Raw genomic sequence first — 17,809 nt, forward strand, 5'->3', positions numbered from 1 at the left:
CTTTTAAACAGCCACAATCTATGAGAAAACGCCTTTTTAAAAACCATCTACAGCCAACTGCCACTAATTGGGGCTGCACGACTCTCACGATCAGTTTTCACAAATGAATCCACCAAAAAGGCACCTCTCCATGTAAAATAAGTGATAAAACTACTATTCGAGCTTTTATCACGATATGCCTTTTTTACATAAAAAAAATTCTTTGAAACGTTTTACATAGAATTGATGTCTAACGGTTGTAAAGAGAGGGGGAAACTTGAAATGCCGCAGCTTTCAAAAGTCAAAAAGGCCAAAAGAGGCAATGATAAAGCATTCCAGGAACTTGTTGAAGAGGAAAAGAACAAGCTCTACCGAATGGCTTATCTCTATGTGAAAAATGAAAATGATGCCATTGATATTGTTCATGAAACGATTTATAAAGCTTACGTCTCAATTAAAAAATTGAAGGAACCAGATTATTTCACCACCTGGCTGACCAAGATCCTCATTAATACTGCACTCAACTACATCAAGAAAAACAAGAACATCATTCCGTTTGAGGAAATCGAGCGTTATGAAACCAATGAAAAGGTGCCTATCGCGGAAAACCTTGATCTGGTAGATGCCCTGGACCGCCTGGAGGAAAAGTATAAAACCGTCATCATCCTTCGCTATTACAAGGGCCTGCAGGTCAATGAAATTGCGAACATGCTGGATTGTCCTGAAGGAACGGTCAAGACGAACCTGCATCGGGCAATCAACAAACTGAGAATCGATTTAAGAGAGGAGTGTATGTAATGAAAGAGTCCTTTAAAAATGAAGTTGAGCAAATAGCTGTTCCCGAGCAAAAACTGGACGCGGCAATCCATTCGGCCATCCGGCGCGGAAAAAAGAAGAGGAGGAGTTTCGCGCGAAAATCTGCTTATTCTGCAGGTACAGCTGCCGCTCTCTTCTGCTTGTTCATAGGTTCTGCCTTTGTCTCACCAGCCATGGCCGAAGTTGCATCGAAGATTCCGTTTTTGAACCAGATTTTCGAATCGGAACCGGCCTTTCTGACGATTAGCGAAGAATTGAGGAAAGAATACAAAGTAGACGCCACAGGAATGAGTTATCATCCAAAGAAAGAGTTCACAGTGGCTGTTACAGGGTCTGAAGATTACTACAAAAGTGTAAAAGGAGAAATCGAAGAGCGGGTGGAAGACTTGCTCGCCGCTCATGGATACGATGCTCTTACAATCGATGTGTACCATCAAAAACCTTTCGTGCCCACACCCGAACAGGAACAGGATGAAAAGATGACAAGGAACCTGCTGAACGTCATCCATGATGGCTTGGAAGAATCCGATTTTAACATCCTTTCAGTTGGGGGATCCTATACAAACGAGCGAAAAACGCTCGAACTCCAGATCCCCGAGACAGAAACTAGAACAGAAGAGTTGAAATCCATCGTGGATAACCTGATTCAAGAGGCAGGTCTGGAACCCGTGCAACTTACTCTTACCAAAAGTGATATGGACAAACAGGAGCAGGAAGGCCGATGGCAGCCGGTCATCACCACCATCTCTGATGGCCTGATGGGCCGAAAAGATTATAAGGTCAAAGGGGTCGGATACTCCAACCATCCAGAGCCAATGACGATCTTCATCACTCTCCAGCTACCTGCTTCTGACAGCGATGCAAAAGAGTTGGCAGAAAGAACAGAAAAAACGGTTAATGAATTCATCCAATCAGAGGAAGCAAAAGAAGCCGTTGGGGATGACCCTTATACGATTGTCATTTACAGTAAGAATAGGGAAGTACTATTGGAAGCTGATTATTGAGTAACGGAAAGGCTGTCATTTGGTTTTGAGGGGCTAAAATTAAACATTAAAGCTATAAGGCCATGAATTTGACACCTTATTTGGCAGCAGATAGAAGCTAAAAAGACTCGTTATTTGACGAGTCTTTTGCTTGTATTGAGGGATCTCCCTTTAAAGCCCTCTTTAGCGGAAGATACAAGTGCGGTTCACCTGATAGTTCTTGCAATCTCAACCATTTCATCTTTCGATAGAGAAGAACTGTCCATTTGCACATATGTCTCATCTTGTATCCAAGTTAAAAGTCCCCCGCTTATTATCTTTCCATTTAACTATTTCCACTGTTAGCCCATTCTTGATAATAAGCTGGGGCATCATTTACTTTTATTCTATCTCTCATTGAAAACTCTTCTTCCAATTTACTGATCGCGCTTTTGGAGATCTTTTTTTCTTCTATTCCCAGTATTAAATTTTCATCATTTTCATCCATATAATGCAATTTAATGCCGTTTGAATTTTCCTCCTTGTTATTGCGAATTTTTATTTCCAAAGTCCACTCTTCAGGAATTTCTTTTGGAACGAGCACTTTAAAATTCAATTCTTCCTGTACTTCAGCTACTGAGATGCTATTGTGGTTATATTTAATTTCTTTAGCTAAGGCTATTGAGGAGAAAACAGTACTGAAAAATAAAATTAGCAATAAACTTGAAATAAGTTTCATCAAACTACCTCGTTTCTCTTATAATGTTTATACAATATCATTCCCAATACTCTACTTTTCAAATTAAAAAAGCGAATTGCATAATAGCAACCGCTCAGTGAATATGTTCTTTCATTTTTACTATCTCCAACGCCCACGTCTGATGAAGACTTAAAAAGGAATTTCTCCTAAAAAAAATGGAACAAATACCCCAATAGCAGATGCAATTACTATTACCCAAAATGTTTTTGAGGTTAACCTTTCCTTCAATAATCGACTTTCTTTTGCTACAGAGGAGAGTATGATTGTATATAATCCAAAAAGCATAAAAGATAAACCAAACCATACAACCCAAACATTGCCTATAAATCTTATTCCAGCACCTTCATAAATATTTTTTAGAAAATTTTCAGTTAGTAAAAATCCAAAAACTAGAAATAGAATAATTTCAATTATTGTAACTAAATACGCTTTCCATATAGTCATTTCTTCACCTCACCTTTAGAAATAACAATTTCATCTATAACCTGCCCACTACTTTAACAAAAGGCGTCTGCTTGTTCAGCAAAAACTTTCTTTAATCTAAACGTTCAGTTTTCCTATCGGGCCCTCTCTTCTTGATAAAGAAGATAACAACTATGCTAACCACTCCTATTAAGTAGGAATAATCCTGATTGCTAATGACTTTATAAGCAAGAAGTAATATACAGCCTATTGAAAAAACAGCAAGTATCATCATTTTATTTTTTGTCAAAATCTCTCCCCCTTGCTTAACGTCATAGACATAAAGGTGATTAGGACAACTTATATAAATAAAGGGCAGCAGCTTCCTTTTTTGCCCACCCTTACCGGATAATTACTAATAATGATATAGAGCAGCCAATCCATAGGTCAGTTGTGCACAATAAAGCACTCGAAAACGGAAGCCATTAAGTTGGATGGGCGGCTTTCCTGTTTCAAGTTATAGAGAAAACATTCACATCTTTTCCACCGAGCACAATCCTCTTTTCCAGAAGCATGCCTATTTTTTGTGCAACTTGCGCAGAAGCTGCGTTGCCCGGCTGAATCAGCGAGATGAAGCGCTGGATTCCCAGGGTGCTGCGGCCGTGTTCCAGAAGAGCCGCTGCGGCTTCTGTGGCATAGCCATTTCCCCAGTACTTCCTGGCGATCCAGTAGCCGATTTCAAGCTCGTTCTCTCCTTCAATCTTCTGCGGAACCAGCCCTGCATGACCAATTGGCACTCCGTCTTCTTTCCGTACTAAAACCTGTAAGCCCAGACTCTCTCCTGCTTCATATGTACGATAAATCCAAGCGAGAAATTCCTTGCTGCCCTGGTCGTCCCTTGTACTTCCGTTCCCAATGAACCTCATCATTTCAGGGTCGGACAATAACGTGACCAGAAAATTGAAATCCTTATCTGTATAGGGACGGGATACCAGCCTTTCTGATTGAATCGCCATTGCAGGACTCCCCTCTCAATTTTTAACCAAACGATTGTTTAAGACAGTTACTTGTTCTTGATGTCATCCAAACGAGAGATGATTTCCTTGTTCTGCTCAATGAGCGTATCATTCTGTTTTACCTTTTTCGTTGCTGCAAAAGTGGAAGCGGCCGATGAAACTGGATGTCTTCATGCTGCCCCCTCCAACTCGCTGAAACACTAGTCTGTAATGTTTTGCAGATCCTTATATTCCTCTGTAAAATCACTGCCCGCAATAATGTCTCCCGGCGGCAGCTGTGTCCATTCCTCAATGGACATATCCTGGTGATTTTCCAGGTAACTCTGTGTGATTTCAAGACCGAGCTTGAAGTTGGTCCATAACGGGATACCTCTTCTGGCAAACCCGTTAAATTCCGCGTACAGCCCATCCGTAAACTCATTTTCACTCTCTTTTAACTCTTCGAAGGCTTTATCCTTCATCCTTCGTGATAAAGGCTCCGTCCAGGCTGGGGATACGCCGGGATAGACGAGTGAAGCAAATGCATCACCTTTTCCATCCGCCACAAATGCCTCCACTAGGTTTTCACTGTAGTTGGCCCCATACTCCATTTGCGTAGCATATAAATAGAACTTAGCCACTGCATATTTGAGAATATCTTCATTGAAGGAAGGATCTATTTGTAACAGGATTAGGTTTTCAGATAATGCTCCGCCTGTGACCCCCTCCATCTTATCCACCACGAAAACATTCGTGGGATCCGCCGGTATTACTAGGATTGTTTTATCTGTGCCTGCCAAAAGGCCCGTTGCAGCCCCTGCCGCTTCCTTAACCAATCCATTGATTCTTTCTTGCTGCTCCTTCATCTCGGCAGCCGATGCCTGCAGCTTTTCGATGTTGGTATTGGGTGATAAAAACGTATAGTAATCCGTGTAGAGATTGGCATCTACGTCTGAAAGTTTTTGTTCAAGCGGTATGACGACCTTATCCGTGTAGACGTCTTTTTTCACTAAAGAAGAATCCTCGAGGACAGTATCCGTGTATTCAAGAATTTCATCATGAATAGAAAGAATGCGGAATGTCTGGTCATTTTCTGAGAACTCGACGGGAGCTGCTTTCTGAGCACCCATATCGGCACTCTTCATCTTGGCAGCTTCCGTGGACTGCATGGTGGCTTCCTCTTTCTTTTCACCATTGGTCTCCTCTGCAGAACAACCTGCCAGCAGATACATACTAGAAAATATCAATATAAGTGCGAATCGCTTCATTTTTGTTCCCCCTCTGTTTCTTAATGTGTAGACGAGGCAGGGGGGCTTTAAGTTTCAGAAAAACCATTGATTTGAGGCCAGTGCCCTCTGAAAAATACAGGCTTATTTTTTAACGGCCGGCTGGTGCATGAGGCTCTTTATTTCTCTGTCTTCCACCGTTTTTCCACTTCTTCTATCACAACTTCCGGCTTATCCCAATGAAGAAGGTGGCTGGCCTCGGGCACCAAGATCACTTCGGCCCCGGTTTTCTGCTGAAATCGTTCTGTCTGGAGGCTGCGGTCCTCTTCCATCGTTTCCGGCAGTGTTGCCCTTAATAGGAGAATACTCGGCGGCATGCTGTCAAAAATGTCTTCCACATCATCTTTGTGCATCGCTCTGATGATATTTGCTCCGGTCGTTCCCCGCGCATGCCAGTAATAGCGGTTGTCCTTTTTCAACGCGAGGTCCTCGGCAGCTTTTTCCTTGGGCGGTGTCCATACCAGTGTTTCACTCTTAACAAGTTCCCGAAATTCCTCCCAAGTGGCCCACGTCTGTTCGAAATCTTCTCTATAGTAGTCCATTTCTTCTTGGGCTGATTTGCCCGAATGCCTCTTGCTCTGGTAGCCTCCGTCTATGAGGATGGATCCTTTGACTCTATGGCCGTATTTCTTCAGGTAAAAAAGATGGACGAAGCTTCCCCATGAATGGGATAGAAAATAGAATTGCTCGATATTAAGCAGATCGATAATATCATTGATCCACTCAGCCATCCTCGGCATCTCGTAATCTTCCCTATCTGCAAAAGGCGGCGTCTTACCGTGACCGGGTGCATCCACGGAAATAATCCGGTATCCATCCTTCAGTTCTTCCACTGCATCAATGAAACTCAGGCTCGTGCTGCCCAGTCCATGCAGGCAGAAAATGACCGGCTCATTCTCGCTGCCCCATTCTGTAATATGTATTGGCATCGTGCCGTTTTCAATAAAGTAACGCTTCAAGGTGGTGTACTCCTTTCGTTTCGGGTGGTGACAGTCACGCCCCGAAATATGTCGATTGATCTTTGTGCGGCACACTTTAGAAACAGGCGAAATTAAGAGTCATGTTCTTGATTGAGTGACTCTCGGGAAAAATAAGGGGAGTTTTTCCCCTTATTTGCAGATTTCAACTCATTTTGTTAGTGAATAGAGGGAGTTTTTCCCCTTATTCAAATTAAAGAACCTCTTTACTAGTGATTTTAGTCAAATAAGGGGAAATTTTCCCTCTATTTATGCTGTTTTCCCCTGCTACTTATCTAATAAGGGGAATTATTCCCTCTATTTTTTAGCTCTAAGTGTCTCCCCTGACCCAACCGGATATATCTGCACAAATTTCCAAGCAAGAAACTAATAGTCCCTGAAAATCAAGTCGCTTGATACCGGTTTGAGGCCAATCTCTCGGGACCAAATAGAAAGCTGGCCGATATGATGAATCTCGTGTGCAATCAGATGCTTGATGATTTTTTCATAGGTGAAGGTAATCTCGCTGCCATCTCTGCGCTTCTTGGTCAGCGTCTTCACGGCAAGTTCGTCGTTCCAAGATTGAAGGAACGGCTCTGTAATGGGCTTGGTCAATTCCGTGAACTCTACCGCTTCCTCAAGTGAGGTTACGCCTTCTTTGATAATGACTGGTGTTCCCTGCATCGAATTAATCCAAATCTGTTCACCATTTGCGACATGAAACAGTGTAGCTAGAATGCTGCCCATGCCACCGATCCGCTCTTTCGCCAGCTCCTCTTGCGGCAGTTCTCTGCACCACTCAAACCAGTCCTGCCTTACCTGCCAATTGTATCGAAACATATCAAGCATGCTTTTCTTCTCCTTTGGATTCGGGGCGTGACAGTCACGCCCCGGTTTTTGTCGATTACTCTTTATTAGTCACACACCGTTTCCTTCTTGGGATTCTTCAGAAATTCAAATAGAAGGCGGATCTGGGATTCTGTGTTGCGCCCTTGAGATAATTCAGGCAGGTGGTTTTCTTCAAAGAATCTGACATCACTCGTTTCAAGGCCACTTTTCGGATTCCCTGCGATGATGTCGCATTGAATGAAAATTTTATAATAATGGAAAGGCTGAGGCGGATGAGGGTGCTTATGATAATCCAGCAGGGCAAGCAGTTTCTTATATGTAACCTCGTATCCCGACTCTTCCCTGATTTCCTTGATGACATTTTCTGCGGGAGACAATCCTACATCGCAAAACCCTCCCGGCAAGGACCACTTATTATTGATTTTTTCTTTAACTAGAAGGATTTTATTATCCTCGAACACCGCTCCCCTTACATCTGCCTTGGGAGTCTGATAGCCCTTTTCATGTGAGAACAAGTCTTTGATTTTTTCTTTTTCAACAGTTGTATACTCTGACATAATTTCTATACTGAGGCTCCTCAATTCTTCATACCGCTCCAGGTCATAAGCATCTTTCGAAAATGCCAAGCCGGCCTGCGACAGCGATTGAATTTTCTGAGCCCATTCCAGCCACTTTGGATTCAAGATCACGTCCCCCTTCCCTCTCTTATATTATCATAAAATTAAGAAAAGTTAATTTTACCCAGATGCACGCCTGTCTAACCTGCTCCCTTTCCTATCGGGAAACACATTGTTTTTTCAAAAAAACAGGCCCGGTCCATTAAGAACCAAGCCTTGTACTACTATGTCCATCTGCTACTGATCATAATTTTGGGGGTTATGGAAGAAGTCAACGTAGTTGTATCTTCCTATCAGGTCAAAGGTTTCCTCTTCCTCATTGAACTCAAGCGCGAAAACCTCTCCACGCATGCCAGAGTTTAAATTGGTGTCCACAACGGCAATTCTATTTTCCCCCAGTTGTACGACAGCTTCCCCATTCGACACATCCAGCGACGCCGGCATGTTCGATTGAAAGGATGGAACTGGTTTAAAAGCTATTATAATTAAACATATCAAAATACCTGTCATTATGATTTTACTTGACTTATCCGCCATCATCTTCCTCACCTTTTCACTTTCAACAGAGTTGGCAGCCCCAGGTACAGCCAAATTCTATTAAAATAATCTTTCAGTAAAATTCTCTTCCGTGATTTCCTCTTTCCCGCTGACTAGAAGAGATTGCAACTCTTCAAAAAGTTCTTGTATCTCTTCCTCTTCATTAATGAGACCAATACTTCTCTGATACTCCTCTTCGCTTTTATATTTCGTGATTTCCATCCATTTCGTCCCATCGTCGCACCTTTTAAGATAGGTGGTTTCAAAGCTTATGTAGCGTTTATAAATTTCTGCGGCTTTTTTTGAACTCTGATATATTCTTTCTCTTTGTTTTTCTGGATGTGATATTGATATACTTTTACGAACATTTTATCCCTCCATGTATTGAAGGTTTATTTACTTGGCTTTCCACAGGAAATCATTCTATGGATACACTCCACGATAAGATCCGGCCGGTCAAGATAGACAGAATGTCCGGAGTTACCCGCAAAAATCACTTCACTCTTTGGAGACAGGCTGCCTTGAATACTAATAAGTTCTCTCCATTTTTCCTCAAATCTTCTTAATTCCTCTAAGGGTATCCCGGAATTCAACTCAGCATTTATTGTAAACTCTGAATCCCTGCCAATGACCATTAACGGAACATCTGGAAATCCCCCTAACTCCTTTATCACCTCGGCATCATTCTTCCATTGCTGGATTTCAGAAGCCATCGCTTTATAAAGGGTCGAGGTAATTTGAAAGTCTATTAACCTCTCTTGAACATACGTCGGGAATTGAAGGTGCTGTTCAGACAGGGCAGGCTTCATGATTTCCCGTAATTCCTCCTTGTCTTTTTGGGCATAATCCAAGCACTTTCCAATCCAGGCTTCATCGGACTCTTCATTCAGGACGGGTGTATCCAGCGCATCCAATTCCTTCAAATCAACGGACGTGGAGTCCACCAGTATCACTCCCGCTAACCGCTCGGGAAACACCTTTGCAAAATGCTGGGCACACAGTCCGCCATAAGAATGGCCCACCAGATAAAACGGTTCTTCAATTTTAAAATAGGAGAGAAGTTCATTTAAGTCCCGAACCGCCGATTCTGTGCTGCATACTCCTTCGCCAATATCACTTTGGCCCAGTCCCTGCCTGTGAAAAGTCAGTATTCGGTTCGTCGGCAGCAGGGTTTCGATAATGTCGTGCCACTCTTCAAAGGAGCAGCCCATCCCTGTCAGAATTACGACCAGGGGGCCATCGCCGCCTTCATACCGTACTTCAAGGTAAGTATTGTTTATGACTATTCTCTGGCTGATCGTTTGTCACCTCTTTTCCGCTTGGCACTCTTGTAAAAAAATGACCCAGGCTGTTCCACGGGCACTGAAAGTCTGGAAAGGAATAGTAATCAGAGGCACTTATCAGCAAGGGACAATGGATTTTAAGAAATAGAAGGAATAATTACCCTTATTTACTATAGAGATCACTGAAATAGCTTAAATAGAGGGAAAAATTCCCCTTATATACATTAAAACATTTGAAAATAGCTGTTTTTTCACATATAAGGGGAAAAACTCCCTCTATTTACTCCTATATGAGCTGAAATTTGCAATTAGCGGGAAAATCTCCCCTTATTTTACGCCGGATACTTAATTAAGGAGCAGACGGCTTCCGCTATAAAGCCCGCTCCATCGTGCATTATCTCAGTGGGGTCGCACACCTTGAACTGAAATCAATACTCTTTTTACTTCCTGTTAGACTTTTTCAGTGCCGAGGCTGATCCAAAGGTCATCTCTTCCTTCTTTCTATTGCGCATCTGCCCCATCACACCAGCCTCTGCTCAACCGTTCCTTTTCCATCTGCCGCTTCGACCACCGCATAGGCACCATTGATGAATGTCACCTGCGGAGGCATGTGGCCGCAGTCGATGTCATAAACAACCGGCATACCCAGTTCATCGGCCATTTCCTTATATACATCTTCAACAGTGTAATTGCCGACAGGATCATTGGCAGGGCTGCGCCCGAACAGAATTCCCGAGCAGTTATCAAACCATCCTGCATACTTCATTTGAACCAGGGAACGGCGCAAATCAGTTGCATTCATATCACAGTTTTCCAAATACCACAGCACAGGCTCCCCATCCAGATGGTTTTCCTTGAATGCCGCCACATCTCCATACTCTGTTCCGACAAGGTGCCGCAAAATATCGATACATCCTCCAAGCAGACGCCCTTCCACTTTCAGCGGCTCGTCACCAACCGTTTTCCATTGTGTTTCCTCCGTCAGATGAAATACACAAGGAGACGGGTCTCCATGTTCCCATTGCTTCTGAAATTTTGGGGACGAATGCTGAATGACGGTCCCGCCCGGCTCTGTTGATAAAACGTCCTGCCACTTGGCTGTCGTATCATCCCAATACTCGCCTCTAAGATCGACGAAATTAGTTCCATGGGCTGTGGCTATTCCCGTTTTCAACGTGATAGCCAGCAGCAGCGCACTTATATCTGAATATCCCAGCAGCCATTTATTTTTCACTGACGAAAAATCGATACCCTGCAAGACTTCAATCAGCAGTTCGCCTCCCCATGGCGGGATGATGATGTCGATTTTGTCGTTCCGCATCATTTCATTGAACTCTTCCGCCCTGTTCCGCGCAGGTGCCGACTTCGCTTTATCCTGTGTCCAAGCCGTATCACCCGTCACTACGTGGAAGTCCCTTGAACTCATCCGGTCAATGGCAAGTCTGAACATGTCATGCAGCTCGGCCGGAACTCCGGAAGACGGGGCCGTCACGCCAATCGTTGCCTCTTTCTTTAAGGTTGGATAGCTTATCATATTTATCAGTCCTCACATTCTGTTATGATGTGTAATTCGGGATTGAGCGGAAAATTCCTTTTAAAAGAAAGATGTGCTTTCAATTCTATTTTACGCCGCTTTCAAGAAACGTAATGCGGCCTGCTTCTGTGTCCATTTCTGCTTCGATCCCGACCGGGAATACCTGTGAAGGAAAGGTATGCCCTATATCCACATTGGTCATGATCGGGATCTCCCTGTCACCCAGGACTTCAATAAGAAGATCTTCAAAGGTGAATGGAGCTTTGCAGTCATCAAAGTGTTCATGTTTGCCTACAATCAAGCCTTCTATTTCATCAAAAACCCCCGCAAGCTTCAGCATGCTCAAGGATCTCTCCTGAGTCGCCATGTCCTTAAATGAATCTTCTATAAAAAGAATGGCACCCTTTAACGGAGGGAAGTAGTGGGATGCGATGATCCCCGGCATGGTGTTGAGGTTCCCTCCGATCAGTTTGCCGCTCGCCCTTCCTCCCCTCAAAGATTTCCAGCCGGCATTGGGAAGCATTTTTTTCTCCCTTGTCTGAGTCCTCCAATCCAGCATTTCCTCTGTCCATTCTGTTGGAATGTCAAGGGTATACGGAATGGGCTCCGGGTTCATCACGGCCTTTTCAAAATATTCCCTGCCTTTCGGAAACATCTCCGGAAATTCACCGAAGGAAGGCACGATCGCAGGGCCATAAAAGGTTGTGATCCCTGTTTTAGCATAGATCCCCAATAAAAGGGCGGTTACGTCACTATAGCCCATAATGATTTTCGGCTGCATTTCAAACGCCTGATAATCTATACATGGAAGCAGCGAGTTGGAATTCGTCCCGCCGATTGTACTTATGATGGCTTTCACTCTATCATCCCGGATGAACTCATTTACTTCTTCCGCCCTCTCTTTGATGGAGGCCGATCGATAGCCTTGCGATGTTTTTGAGCACTTTCCTTCAAGCACATTGAACCCCATTTTTCTTAGTTGAGTAAGACCTCTTTGGTATCTTTCATTAAACTGTACAGGAGCTGGTGTAGATGGCGTGATAATGCCAATTGTATCTCCTTTTTTAATCGTTCCGGTTTCCTCATTGTCTCAGATCCTGCATCAAAGCGACTTGAAATGGGAATAACTCCGCTGTCATGATTCCCTCTTTTACAGCAGGATCCTGATTCATGATCGACTGTGCCTCTTCTTCTGTCTCAGCCTCGAAGATAACAATTCCGAATGTAGACGGCTCAAGTCCTTTTGTTTTGCCTGCCATCACCAGGGCTTTCTCATCAAGCAGCCTGCTCAGGTACCTAAAGTGGCGTGCGACCGTCTCATTTTCTTTATCTGTCCAGTTTTCATCCACTGTCCATTTATCAACCAGCCTCAGTTTATATACAAATTGTTGTTTTTCCATAGTGAGTTCTCCTTCTTAAATGTCTTAATTCATGGATTTAAAAGGTTATTCCTTAATCTTTTTCAAAAATCCTGAAAATAGAAAATGTGCAGTTTTTGACGAATCTACTGCCCTTGTTCTATAGGTTATCATAATTTGTCAAATTATTGTCAGACTTTTTAAATTACAATTGTATTATCCTATGCTATTCCATATTCCTATAATAGAGAGACTGCTTCTGTGAAAAAAGTCCCGTAAAATGAACATTATCATTTGACAAGTATCTTTACAAAATTGTATTATATAAGTTTTGAATTTTTCCGTACATATACCAGAATCTATGTTATGATGAATATAATAAATTTTATCTAGGGTCCTTTCGACTTCTCTGAGTCATCCCTATTTATGGGAAGGAGCATGAAGAAATGGAGAAAATCAACGTTTTCCTAGATGACATTCGCAAGGCACCCGATGGGTATGTACTGACTGAGACTATCGACGAATGTTTGAATCTATTGAAAAACTATCACATCGAACATCTGTCATTGGATCACGACCTTTTAAACAAAACAAGAAACGGCACCATGCTGGTTGAGATGATGGTTCACGAAAAACTTTTCGCTAACCGCATCACGATTCATTCCGCCAATTCAGTGCGCGGAAAGGGAATGTATAAGTCACTGAAACAAGCACAGCATGATTTAATTATGCCTTCTACGACAATTATCTCTTTACGCCCTCTGCCACTATACTTCTATCCCCCAGGATTTTTGGAGCACTATCAGCAAACAAGCTAAACTCATCTCTCTATCAACCAATCCCTGAATCTCATACATTATTGAATATAGATTACAATCCTTGTAATTTAGGAAATAGATAAATTGCACACTAGTGGGCAGCCTTCATTTGGCTGCCCTTTTGCACGTGCTTATGCTTTAACGCTTTAAAGCGCTGCCAGGAACAGTCTCTCTTTGTACGGTGGAGCACTGAAGCATGGAAGATTTCCCCACGTTTAGAGAGGATTGTTTAGTGTTATATAGCACTTAGATAACAAATGGGAGGGGTAAGTGTTGGAAGATAGTTCTCTAGTTGACTTCATTTTGATCAGCTGCGTTGTTCTTGGTGTTCTGATGACTTTGAAATCTCGTCGTTTTTGGCTCCCCTATATACATATTGTCGTGACAATCTGGGTATTGGCCGGCGGGTTCGGCTACTCTATCCTTTTCAATAACGAATCAATGATCGGTTACTTGTTTGTCTTTGTCATAGGGCAGATCTTTTGGACCTTCCTTTTTGTGTTCATTGCCCAAGTCCTATCCTGGATGGTCCGTTCACTGCCGCTCCGGCATAAACAGGAGATTGGCTGGATGTTTCTGCTTGGCTTTCCTATCGCCTTCTCAGTAACGATCCTATAAATTTTTTCTTTAAGCTATCAACCTATCAATGGTTGATAGCTTTTTGTTATTCACCGCTTTAAAGCACTGAAAGGGACTGTCCCTTTTAGCGCTTTTAAGTGGTGAATTTTAATTTCAGGACTTTACTGCCAATACTTTGAAACCTCTTACTCTGTCATTCGTATTGTATATAAAGGAGGCGGAGTCCAATGGAAGCGATAATCACCATAGCAGTTTTCATCGGGGTGGCAGTCGGAGGCCTCTTACTCTTCAACACGCTGATGGGATATAAAAAGGAAATATTACGATTGATCTGGATGAACGCTATACTGACTTCAATGAATATATTCAAGCCATACAGCAGGATTTGAAGAGCAAGGGACGGGATGTTAAGTATGAGGGAGATGGACGATTTACAATCGACGGGAAGAAATACATCTTCTTAGAAAGAAACGTCAGTATGGGCGGCGTTCCGTTGCAGAGGACGATTTTAAAGCAGGAATAATAAGAGGAATATCAACAGGCTGCGATCAAAAGAAAAGGCTCGTCAAGCGACGAGTCTCTTTTCTTGCAAAATAAACAAGAACTTACTTCCCGATCCAGTATGACTAACATGCAGCTCCCTTAGATTACTGTTCTACCCGGTAATACCCTCTGCAAAAAACAGCGTTCTTGGGTTTGATGGTAATTAAAAATGAATTAATGATATCTGAGGCAGAAATCAAAGTGTTGACCCAGCTGACAAATAGGAGGATTAATTGGATATCTCCTGAAACCCAGATTGATAAAATGAAGGGTACACCTGATAATGCAATAAAGGGCAAGCTCATAAAAAGCCAGAATCTACTCTTAGAGAGGATGGCATCTGTATTCAGCCAAAAAAATATACCGCTGAACGTCAGGCTGATATCACCCTTTTTGTATATAACCAAGATATGCAGACATTCATGAATGATAAAGACGAGGATACCTATTGAGATTAGTAAAAATATATTAAAATCAGTAAACTCTGCAGTAATGATTTGCGGTAACAGAAGAATCACTATCTGAAGCAAGTAAACAAACTTCATATAATTTTTACGAAACCAGTTATTATGTATGAAAGGGATCCATTCCAACAAATCCATCCTTTTCTGCGGCAAGTGCCGAAACCACACTATCACAGACATTCACCCTCCTCGTTCAAACTACTCACATTATTAGACGCCACTTCACCGGCCCTTCTTTAAACAAATTTCCCCTGTTAAATTCACATTACCACAATTTTCAAGCTGAATTAATATTTTTTAATTTTCTTCTTTTAAAATGAGATTATAATAACTAAGGATTTTTAATCTTTTTGTAGTTTGAACAAGAAACGTCGGAGGCTGACTTTACCCTTTTTAAAATGCTGCAGAATTTCCCCAAAAAAGGTATTAATATTTATAACAACAAAACGCCCTGTGCAAATACACAGGACGTTTTGTGATTTTATAATAGGTGTCTAAGAATAGAAACCTTTATTGCCAGGGATGACATTTTAAACTGATCAAGCGGTCGCCGGCTTCTTGTCTTCTCCACCTTTGCCTTTAATGAAGAACTGCAGGCCAAGCATGATGACAAACAGGATTAAACCGAAGATATCAGTCAGACCCTCCGGATAAATCAGCATAAGTCCGGCTGCCAAACAGAGCACGCGCTCGATAGCTGTCACTTTGCGGTACCAGAAGCCGATCATTGCCGCTCCGATGGCCATCATCCCTGTGATGGCTGTGAAAACGACCCAGATGAGATATGGAATCGTCGTATCAATCATGAGCAGCTCGGGTGACAGGACGAACATATACGGAATGATAAAGGCGGCAATCGCCAGTTTGGCCGAATTGAATCCGGTCCGTATGGGTTCTCCTCCCGATACCCCCGCGGCGGCAAAGGCCGCAAGAGCAACCGGCGGCGTAATATCCGCGATGATTCCGAAATAGAACACGAAAAGGTGAGCCGCAAGCTCTGGTGCACCCAGCAAAATGATGGCAGGGGCGGCAATGGTGGACGTAATGACATAGTTGGCTGTTGTAGGCGAACCCATTCCCAGGATGATGGAAGCCACCATCGTGAAGAACAATGTCAATAACAGCTTTCCTTGAGCAGAATTCGTTAAGTCTCCGGCAAGGTCAACAAGACCATTTGCCATTGTCAGTCCAAGGCCCGTTTTCGTCACTACTCCTACAATGATACCGGCCGCAGCCGTTGCAGCAGCTACAGACAGAGCCGTTCTGGCACCGTCAACCAAGGCATCCACCGCATCCTTGAAATTAATGCGCGTTTCTTTCCTGATGGCACTGATGGCGATTGTAGCCACAATGGACCATAGGGCTGCACGCATGACGCTCATCCCGGAGAACAACAGGACGATAACAACCAATATCGGCAGCAAGAGATAGATTTTCTTAAGAACTTCTTTTCTATTCGGCATTTCCTCATCAGTCAATCCCCTAAGACCGATTCGTTTTGCCTCAAAGTGGGTCATGATCCATATACCCGTAAAGTATAAAAGGGCAGGAATTGCTGCTGCTTTCGCAATTTCCCAGTAAGAAACCCCGCCGATAAATTCAACCATCAGGAAGGCAGCGGCTCCCATGATAGGAGGCATCAGCTGTCCGCCTGTTGATGCGGCTGCCTCTACTCCTCCCGCGAACTCCTTACGGTAACCGAGCTTTTTCATCATCGGGATGGTGAATGAACCCGATGTTACTACGTTTGCAACGGAACTTCCGCTGATTGTTCCCTGTAACGCACTCGAGAAGATGGCAACTTTAGCTGGTCCTCCAGTTCTTTTTCCGGCAATGGAAACGGCCAGGTCGTTAAAATATTGGCCGACCCCTGTCTTGACCAGAAAAGCACCGAACAACAGGAAAAGGAAGATGAAGGTCGCTGATACATACAGTGGCGTACCCAGGATTCCTTCACTTGTAAAAAACATTGTTTTAACAATTGCATCAATATCATAGCCGCGGTGGGCAAGGAATCCCGGCATGGATCTTCCATAGTACATATACAGCAGGAATGCGCCGGCAATGATGGTAATCGGCAGTCCGACCGCACGGCGTGTAGCTTCCAGCACAAGAAGCACCGCTATGATTCCGACCGCGAAATCGAGATTTGTCATGATCCCGATCCTGTTTACGATCTCTTCCTGCATGATCGGCCAGTAGCTCCCGACTACGACCGACAACAGAGCAAGAATGATATCATACCAGGCGACCTTATCCTTTCGCGATCTGGTTTTACTTGCTGGGAATAATAAGAAGATTAGCGATAGTGCAAATCCTAAGTGAATGGATAGAAGCAGTTGTCTGGGAATGAATTGAAAAATTGAGGCTGCCAGCTGGAATAATGAAAACGCCAGCAATCCAAAGAATACGATCCATCTTACTATTCCAGATTTAAACTTTCTCGTTGAGGACTCCGGATCATATTTTTCTAATAGTTCTTGCTGCTGTTCAGCTGTCAGGGACTCGAAGTTTTTTGAGTCTTTATCCATTGAGGATCACTCCTTTCCAAAGTTGAAATAATGATTGCTTTTTAACACTCATGCGGATGAGCGTTCCTTTTTCAAAGTAGTCAGCCAGTCTGTACACTTTCTCATTGTATATGAATCTGTGATTTGCCGCTACTTGTCCGATTGAGATATCAATATGGGGAAAAATCCGGTTCATATTGCTGATCTTGTACTTCCCATCCTCTGTTCTTTCAAAGACCTCTTTTCCTGTTGCACCGCCTGGCATTCCAATCGCTGTGTCTTCATACACCAAGGTTGTCTGTACAATATTGGACTTTTCATCCACCTTATATGTTTCCGATACATCCGACAGGTGGATCGAATGAGTATACAGGATTGAAAACTCAGCTTGATTATCCACCGGAAAAGGAACCAGGACTTCCTTGCTTTCCTTTTTAAGGGACTCCATGACAATACAAGTTTTAAAAGGCACGAGTACCAGGAGGAGCAAAGTACATACTGCCGCGGCTGCGGCTGCTCTTTTCCATTTCATGCATCAACACTCTTTTCACACCAAAAGGA

Annotated in this window: 23 protein-coding genes; 6 read left to right on the top strand and 17 right to left on the bottom strand. The window is 43.1% G+C overall.

What is annotated here, in order from left to right; all coding sequences use genetic code 11:
• Positions 1-261: 261 nt before the first annotated feature.
• Positions 262-777, top strand: coding sequence for a sigma-70 family RNA polymerase sigma factor (locus B9Z54_RS14440; RefSeq protein WP_113929060.1), 516 nt, complete (start codon positions 262-264; stop codon positions 775-777).
• Positions 777-1,799 (top strand): DUF4030 domain-containing protein, encoded by a 1,023-nt coding sequence (locus tag B9Z54_RS14445; RefSeq protein ID WP_113929061.1) that lies wholly within the window; start codon positions 777-779, stop codon positions 1,797-1,799. Before B9Z54_RS14440 ends, B9Z54_RS14445 begins: the two co-directional genes overlap by 1 nt.
• 304 nt (positions 1,800-2,103) lie before the next feature.
• Here B9Z54_RS14445 and B9Z54_RS14450 read toward each other — a convergent pair whose 3' ends face one another.
• The 14 genes from B9Z54_RS14450 to B9Z54_RS14510 all read right to left on the bottom strand — a co-directional run bounded on the left by B9Z54_RS14450 (position 2,104) and on the right by B9Z54_RS14510 (position 12,376).
• Positions 2,104-2,496: a DUF4367 domain-containing protein gene (locus B9Z54_RS14450; protein ID WP_113929062.1), complete on the bottom strand. Its 393-nt coding sequence runs from the start codon at positions 2,494-2,496 to the stop codon at positions 2,104-2,106.
• A gap of 150 nt (positions 2,497-2,646) precedes the next feature.
• The gene (locus B9Z54_RS14455; protein ID WP_113929063.1) at positions 2,647-2,961 is read right to left on the bottom strand and encodes a hypothetical protein; all 315 of its coding nucleotides are present in this window, start codon (positions 2,959-2,961) and stop codon (positions 2,647-2,649) included.
• Between the two features lie 91 nt (positions 2,962-3,052).
• Positions 3,053-3,229, bottom strand: coding sequence for a hypothetical protein (locus tag B9Z54_RS24890; RefSeq protein ID WP_162785229.1), 177 nt, complete (start codon positions 3,227-3,229; stop codon positions 3,053-3,055).
• A 202-nt stretch (positions 3,230-3,431) separates the two neighbouring features.
• Entirely contained in the window at positions 3,432-3,935 is a 504-nt protein-coding gene (locus B9Z54_RS14460) for a GNAT family N-acetyltransferase (RefSeq protein WP_113929064.1), read from the bottom strand.
• A gap of 200 nt (positions 3,936-4,135) precedes the next feature.
• Positions 4,136-5,182, bottom strand: a complete 1,047-nt coding sequence (locus B9Z54_RS14465; protein WP_113929065.1) for a DUF2268 domain-containing putative Zn-dependent protease — start codon at positions 5,180-5,182, stop codon at positions 4,136-4,138.
• A gap of 137 nt (positions 5,183-5,319) precedes the next feature.
• Positions 5,320-6,159, bottom strand: a complete 840-nt coding sequence (locus B9Z54_RS14470) for an alpha/beta fold hydrolase (RefSeq protein ID WP_113929066.1) — start codon at positions 6,157-6,159, stop codon at positions 5,320-5,322.
• Positions 6,160-6,543: 384 nt separating this feature from the next.
• Positions 6,544-7,005, bottom strand: coding sequence for a DinB family protein (locus B9Z54_RS14475; protein ID WP_113929067.1), 462 nt, complete (start codon positions 7,003-7,005; stop codon positions 6,544-6,546).
• A 65-nt stretch (positions 7,006-7,070) separates the two neighbouring features.
• On the bottom strand, positions 7,071-7,688 hold the full coding sequence (locus B9Z54_RS14480) for an NUDIX hydrolase (protein ID WP_113929068.1): 618 nt from the start codon (positions 7,686-7,688) through the stop codon (positions 7,071-7,073).
• Positions 7,689-7,859: 171 nt separating this feature from the next.
• Positions 7,860-8,213 carry a hypothetical protein gene (locus B9Z54_RS14485; protein WP_162785230.1) on the bottom strand — a complete coding sequence of 118 codons (354 nt, stop codon included), beginning with the start codon at positions 8,211-8,213 and terminating at the stop codon, positions 7,860-7,862.
• Positions 8,214-8,219: 6 nt separating this feature from the next.
• Positions 8,220-8,381 carry a hypothetical protein gene (locus tag B9Z54_RS25770; protein WP_240189932.1) on the bottom strand — a complete coding sequence of 54 codons (162 nt, stop codon included), beginning with the start codon at positions 8,379-8,381 and terminating at the stop codon, positions 8,220-8,222.
• A 170-nt stretch (positions 8,382-8,551) separates the two neighbouring features.
• Positions 8,552-9,457, bottom strand: a complete 906-nt coding sequence (locus B9Z54_RS14495; RefSeq protein WP_345840738.1) for an alpha/beta hydrolase — start codon at positions 9,455-9,457, stop codon at positions 8,552-8,554.
• Positions 9,458-9,962: 505 nt separating this feature from the next.
• Complete coding sequence (locus tag B9Z54_RS14500) at positions 9,963-10,976, bottom strand: S66 family peptidase (RefSeq protein ID WP_113929071.1); 1,014 nt, start codon at positions 10,974-10,976, stop codon at positions 9,963-9,965.
• Positions 10,977-11,061: 85 nt separating this feature from the next.
• The gene (locus tag B9Z54_RS14505) at positions 11,062-12,045 is read right to left on the bottom strand and encodes a S66 family peptidase (protein ID WP_113929072.1); all 984 of its coding nucleotides are present in this window, start codon (positions 12,043-12,045) and stop codon (positions 11,062-11,064) included.
• A gap of 13 nt (positions 12,046-12,058) precedes the next feature.
• Positions 12,059-12,376, bottom strand: a complete 318-nt coding sequence (locus tag B9Z54_RS14510) for a YciI family protein (RefSeq protein WP_113929073.1) — start codon at positions 12,374-12,376, stop codon at positions 12,059-12,061.
• A gap of 404 nt (positions 12,377-12,780) precedes the next feature.
• Between B9Z54_RS14510 and B9Z54_RS14515 the strand changes: the two genes are divergently transcribed.
• The 4 genes from B9Z54_RS14515 (at position 12,781) to B9Z54_RS26520 (ending at position 14,254) form a co-directional block, all read left to right on the top strand.
• Entirely contained in the window at positions 12,781-13,152 is a 372-nt protein-coding gene (locus B9Z54_RS14515; RefSeq protein ID WP_113929074.1) for a cyclic-phosphate processing receiver domain-containing protein, read from the top strand.
• 273 nt (positions 13,153-13,425) lie between these two features.
• Positions 13,426-13,770, top strand: coding sequence for a hypothetical protein (locus B9Z54_RS14520; protein WP_113929075.1), 345 nt, complete (start codon positions 13,426-13,428; stop codon positions 13,768-13,770).
• Positions 13,771-13,958: 188 nt separating this feature from the next.
• Positions 13,959-14,120, top strand: coding sequence for a hypothetical protein (locus B9Z54_RS26515; protein ID WP_345840735.1), 162 nt, complete (start codon positions 13,959-13,961; stop codon positions 14,118-14,120).
• A complete protein-coding gene (locus B9Z54_RS26520; protein ID WP_345840736.1) occupies positions 14,117-14,254 on the top strand; it encodes a hypothetical protein in 138 nt (45 codons plus the stop codon). Before B9Z54_RS26515 ends, B9Z54_RS26520 begins: the two co-directional genes overlap by 4 nt.
• A 124-nt stretch (positions 14,255-14,378) precedes the next feature.
• Here B9Z54_RS26520 and B9Z54_RS14530 read toward each other — a convergent pair whose 3' ends face one another.
• The 3 genes from B9Z54_RS14530 to B9Z54_RS14540 all read right to left on the bottom strand — a co-directional run bounded on the left by B9Z54_RS14530 (position 14,379) and on the right by B9Z54_RS14540 (position 17,780).
• A complete protein-coding gene (locus B9Z54_RS14530) occupies positions 14,379-14,918 on the bottom strand; it encodes a DUF3267 domain-containing protein (RefSeq protein WP_113929076.1) in 540 nt (179 codons plus the stop codon).
• Positions 14,919-15,277: 359 nt separating this feature from the next.
• Entirely contained in the window at positions 15,278-17,269 is a 1,992-nt protein-coding gene (locus tag B9Z54_RS14535; protein ID WP_113929077.1) for a TRAP transporter permease, read from the bottom strand.
• Positions 17,262-17,780, bottom strand: a complete 519-nt coding sequence (locus tag B9Z54_RS14540) for a DUF1850 domain-containing protein (RefSeq protein WP_113929078.1) — start codon at positions 17,778-17,780, stop codon at positions 17,262-17,264. Before B9Z54_RS14540 ends, B9Z54_RS14535 begins: the two co-directional genes overlap by 8 nt.
• Positions 17,781-17,809: the final 29 nt, after the last annotated feature.

This window comes from Bacillus sp. P14.5 (assembly GCF_003316765.1).
Classification (GTDB): domain Bacteria; phylum Bacillota; class Bacilli; order Bacillales; family Bacillaceae_B; genus Rossellomorea.

Bases quoted from the DNA above. Each gene is read 5' to 3' on its own strand.
- B9Z54_RS14440 (WP_113929060.1), top strand. From the start codon at position 262: ATGCCGCAGCTTTCAAAAGTCAAAAAGGCCAAAAGAGGCAATGATAAA.
- B9Z54_RS14445 (WP_113929061.1), top strand. From the start codon at position 777: ATGAAAGAGTCCTTTAAAAATGAAGTTGAGCAAATAGCTGTTCCCGAG.
- B9Z54_RS14450 (WP_113929062.1), bottom strand. From the start codon at position 2,496: ATGAAACTTATTTCAAGTTTATTGCTAATTTTATTTTTCAGTACTGTT.
- B9Z54_RS14455 (WP_113929063.1), bottom strand. From the start codon at position 2,961: ATGACTATATGGAAAGCGTATTTAGTTACAATAATTGAAATTATTCTA.
- B9Z54_RS14460 (WP_113929064.1), bottom strand. From the start codon at position 3,935: ATGGCGATTCAATCAGAAAGGCTGGTATCCCGTCCCTATACAGATAAG.
- B9Z54_RS14465 (WP_113929065.1), bottom strand. From the start codon at position 5,182: ATGAAGCGATTCGCACTTATATTGATATTTTCTAGTATGTATCTGCTG.
- B9Z54_RS14475 (WP_113929067.1), bottom strand. From the start codon at position 7,005: ATGCTTGATATGTTTCGATACAATTGGCAGGTAAGGCAGGACTGGTTT.
- B9Z54_RS25770 (WP_240189932.1), bottom strand. From the start codon at position 8,381: ATGGAAATCACGAAATATAAAAGCGAAGAGGAGTATCAGAGAAGTATT.
- B9Z54_RS14500 (WP_113929071.1), bottom strand. From the start codon at position 10,976: ATGATAAGCTATCCAACCTTAAAGAAAGAGGCAACGATTGGCGTGACG.
- B9Z54_RS14510 (WP_113929073.1), bottom strand. From the start codon at position 12,376: ATGGAAAAACAACAATTTGTATATAAACTGAGGCTGGTTGATAAATGG.
- B9Z54_RS14515 (WP_113929074.1), top strand. From the start codon at position 12,781: ATGGAGAAAATCAACGTTTTCCTAGATGACATTCGCAAGGCACCCGAT.
- B9Z54_RS26515 (WP_345840735.1), top strand. From the start codon at position 13,959: ATGGAAGCGATAATCACCATAGCAGTTTTCATCGGGGTGGCAGTCGGA.
- B9Z54_RS14530 (WP_113929076.1), bottom strand. From the start codon at position 14,918: ATGTCTGTGATAGTGTGGTTTCGGCACTTGCCGCAGAAAAGGATGGAT.
- B9Z54_RS14535 (WP_113929077.1), bottom strand. From the start codon at position 17,269: ATGGATAAAGACTCAAAAAACTTCGAGTCCCTGACAGCTGAACAGCAG.
- B9Z54_RS14540 (WP_113929078.1), bottom strand. From the start codon at position 17,780: ATGAAATGGAAAAGAGCAGCCGCAGCCGCGGCAGTATGTACTTTGCTC.